Annotated in this window: 4 protein-coding genes; 1 reads left to right on the forward strand and 3 read right to left on the reverse strand. The window is 48.4% G+C overall.

The window, feature by feature from the left end; genetic code table 11:
- The coding region (locus B9Y59_RS03595; protein ID WP_198945588.1) for a coiled-coil domain-containing protein at positions 1-856 on the forward strand (856 nt) is incomplete at its 5' end.
- An 865-nt stretch (positions 857-1,721) separates the two neighbouring features.
- Here B9Y59_RS03595 and B9Y59_RS16735 read toward each other — a convergent pair.
- The 3 genes from B9Y59_RS16735 to B9Y59_RS03605 form a co-directional block, all read right to left on the reverse strand.
- Positions 1,722-2,087, reverse strand: a complete 366-nt coding sequence (locus B9Y59_RS16735) for an integrase core domain-containing protein (protein WP_442856175.1) — start codon at positions 2,085-2,087, stop codon at positions 1,722-1,724.
- Between the two features lie 48 nt (positions 2,088-2,135).
- Positions 2,136-2,567: an IS3 family transposase gene (locus B9Y59_RS15140; RefSeq protein ID WP_158088942.1), complete on the reverse strand. Its 432-nt coding sequence runs from the start codon at positions 2,565-2,567 to the stop codon at positions 2,136-2,138.
- A gap of 108 nt (positions 2,568-2,675) precedes the next feature.
- On the reverse strand, positions 2,676-3,033 hold a 358-nt coding region (locus B9Y59_RS03605), incomplete at its 5' end, for a hypothetical protein (protein ID WP_207651494.1).

The following is a 3,033-nucleotide window of genomic DNA, read 5'->3' on the forward strand; positions in this document are numbered from 1 at the left end:
CGTCGAAAGTGCATACTACACTTTGGAAGAAGCTCTCAATCGACTGATCTTTAAAGCCGACTTGAGTTCTTTACAGGCTGTGGTCGACTATGCTAAGTCGCTCTGTCTTGAGGATTATCGCTCAGAGGGGCAAAAAGAATTCCAAGAAGCGCTTACAAAGGCAGAAACCATTCTGGAGAAAGGCGCAGGGGCTGTCACGCAGGAGAAGGCCGACGCAGCAGCTGCTGCGCTTACCAAGGCGATAGAGAATCTACGCAGAATTCCAGATAAGGACGCTTTGGAAGATCTCATTGCACAGGTAGAGAACATGGATTTGAGCAATTATACGGCTGCATCGGTGCGAGCGTTAAATGGCGCATTGCAAAGCGCACGGGAGGTAGTGAAGGACCCGCAAGCGACTCGCGACCAAATTGTCAAAGCGTATGACGAGGTAGAGGATAGAGTCGAGCAATTGGAAACGAAAAAGCAGAATGGTTCCCATTCCGGAGGTTCCAGCAGCAGTTCTTCAGCGGGGAATTCCTATGGAGTAGGAACGGCTCCCGCAACAACGGTTCCAGTGCTACCGACAGAGAATTGCCAGACACAGGTGTTTGTTGTTTCCGACACAACACTTCCGTTTACTTTAAAACGAGGCAGTGCCTATTGCTTTAAGATGACTGTAAACGGCAGTATGACGGCTGTTCCAAGCTTTACCGTTGGCAATGGTGATGTACTCAAAACGCAATTTGTGGCAAAGGTTGGGAACGACTATTACTTCAGGGTTTGGGCAATCGGTACCCCAGGAACCAGTACAGGCGTATATACCACTTTGCCGGGCCAGAATGCACAGCTGCATTGTACAGTGACCGTTGGTTGAGTACTGGATAACTTGCGAATGGTATAAACCCATTCGGTTAGGTAGCAGTCGACGGAAACGCGCTTTCATAGAAAACGCCGTAGGCGCAGAAGACGCTATGCGTCCACCGGGCGAGGGTACGGGAGGTCTATACGACCTTGCCGGTGCGGAATGCGCAGCTGCATTGTATAGTGACCGTTGGTTGAGTACTGGATAACTTGCGAATGGTATAAACCCATTCGGTTAGGTAGCAGTCGACGGAAACGCGCTTTCATAGAAAACGCCGTAGGCGCGGAAGACGCTGTGCGTCCGCCGGGTCAGAGCACGGAAGTCTATACCGCATTACCTAGTCAGAATGCACAGCTGCATTGTACGGTGGCCGTTGGTTGAGCACTGGATAACTTACAAATGGTATAAACCCATTCAGTTAGGTAGCAGATGACGGAAGCGCGCTTTCATAGAAAACGCCGTAGGAGCGAAAGACACTGTGCGTCCGCCGGGTCAGATCATGGGAGGTCTATACAACCTTGCCAGTGCAGAATGCGTAGATGCATTGTACGGTGGCTGTCGGCTGAGTACTGGATAACTTGCGAATAGCATAAGTCATTCAGTTAGGTAGCAGATGACGGAAGCGCGCATTCGTAGAAAACGCCGTAGGAGCGAAAGACACTGTGCGTCCACTGGGTCAGAGTACGGGCGTCTATACGACCTTGCCGGGCCAGAATGCACAGATACATTGTACGGTGACCGCCGACCGAGTGGAAATGGCAACCTTTGCTCTATGCAGAAGAGGCGCAGTTATTCCAGTGAAAATAAGGGATCGGTTGTCCAGATAAGTGCATATTATGTGTAGCTTTCGATAGATCCGATCTTTCCAAAGAAGTAGTCACCGTAAAGTGAATGAAACCAGGAAAAGCAAATAATAAACCAAGCCTCCCTGATGTAGAGGCACAGAATTGTATTGCCCCAAATTATACGGACAGCACAAAAAAGTCCCTTGGTAGGAAAAATTAAGTTTTAAGCGGAGTGGCGCAGCGTGAGCGGCGCCACTCCAGTTTTTAACTGGATACGATCGGTGGTTGTAGAAATAAATGTAGCTGTCAATGTCTTCTCTGGCCTCAGCAAATGTCGTTGGCTTGAGGCGGGAGATGTACTCTATTTTTAGAATGGAGAAGAAATTTTCTGCCATAGCATTGTCATAACAGTTTCCATGTCTTGACATGAACGGCGTTATACCATAGGATTGAGTCAGGTGAAAATACTCTCGGGAAGTGTATTGAAACCCTTGGTCGCTGTGGAGCTACAACGTTGCAGCGACTCTCTTTTTCTCCTTCATCATAGCCAGGCGGATGGTATCCAGAACGAGATTCACCGTCTGCTGTGTACCGGTCTTATAGGCAACAATGCTGTTATCATACAAATCACGAATCGTGGATAGGTACAACACTCCCTCTTTGGTGTGGATGTAGGAGATATCGGTCACCCATTTGTTGTTGGGCCTGTCCGCCTGAAATGGACGCTTCAAAAGATTTTCATATTTGTGCAGTTGTTGCCTCACCTGAACCCATTTTCTCCGGCGGCGAATTTCTGCCCAAAGGCCGTATTTCTTCATGATTCGCAGAATTGTCTTGGGATTGCGGTGCGTGCCTTGTTTCTCCGGCCACAGCCACATCCGTCGATATCCATATATCTTGAAGCAGTGCTCTTGCTGAACGCGGATAGCTTCCGCCAAATCTGCACCTTCTCCTTGCATTCCAAACGGTGGACAAAGTCATCATATCCACTCCGGGATACCTCAAAAAACCGGCACATGACAGAGATAGGATAACGCTCTCGGTTCCTATAGATAACATGATATTTTACTTTTGGCCTTACTTCCTTTCTGTGAATTGCAGAAAATCCCGCAACCGCTTGTTTCCATGTAAAGCCGTTCCAGTTCGCTCTTTTCGTTCTGCCGAGGTGGTTGCCCGTCTTTGCGCGGACGCCCCTTTGGGCGTGGCGCAATTCCGAATGACGTACGTTTTACCTCTTTGTTGTATCGATGAACCCCGTTCTTAATTTGAACTTTATCAAGGCCGAAATAGTCCGCTATTTCTTGTCTGGATTTCCTTGCTTCGCGCATTGCGTTGATCTCTGCCCCGAGAATTTTGATGTTTGTCCATTTCTTTTTTGACATGATAATACCCCCTGATGTAGTA

This window comes from Anaeromassilibacillus sp. Marseille-P3371 (genome assembly GCF_900169665.1).
Lineage (GTDB): Bacteria > Bacillota > Clostridia > Oscillospirales > Acutalibacteraceae > Anaeromassilibacillus.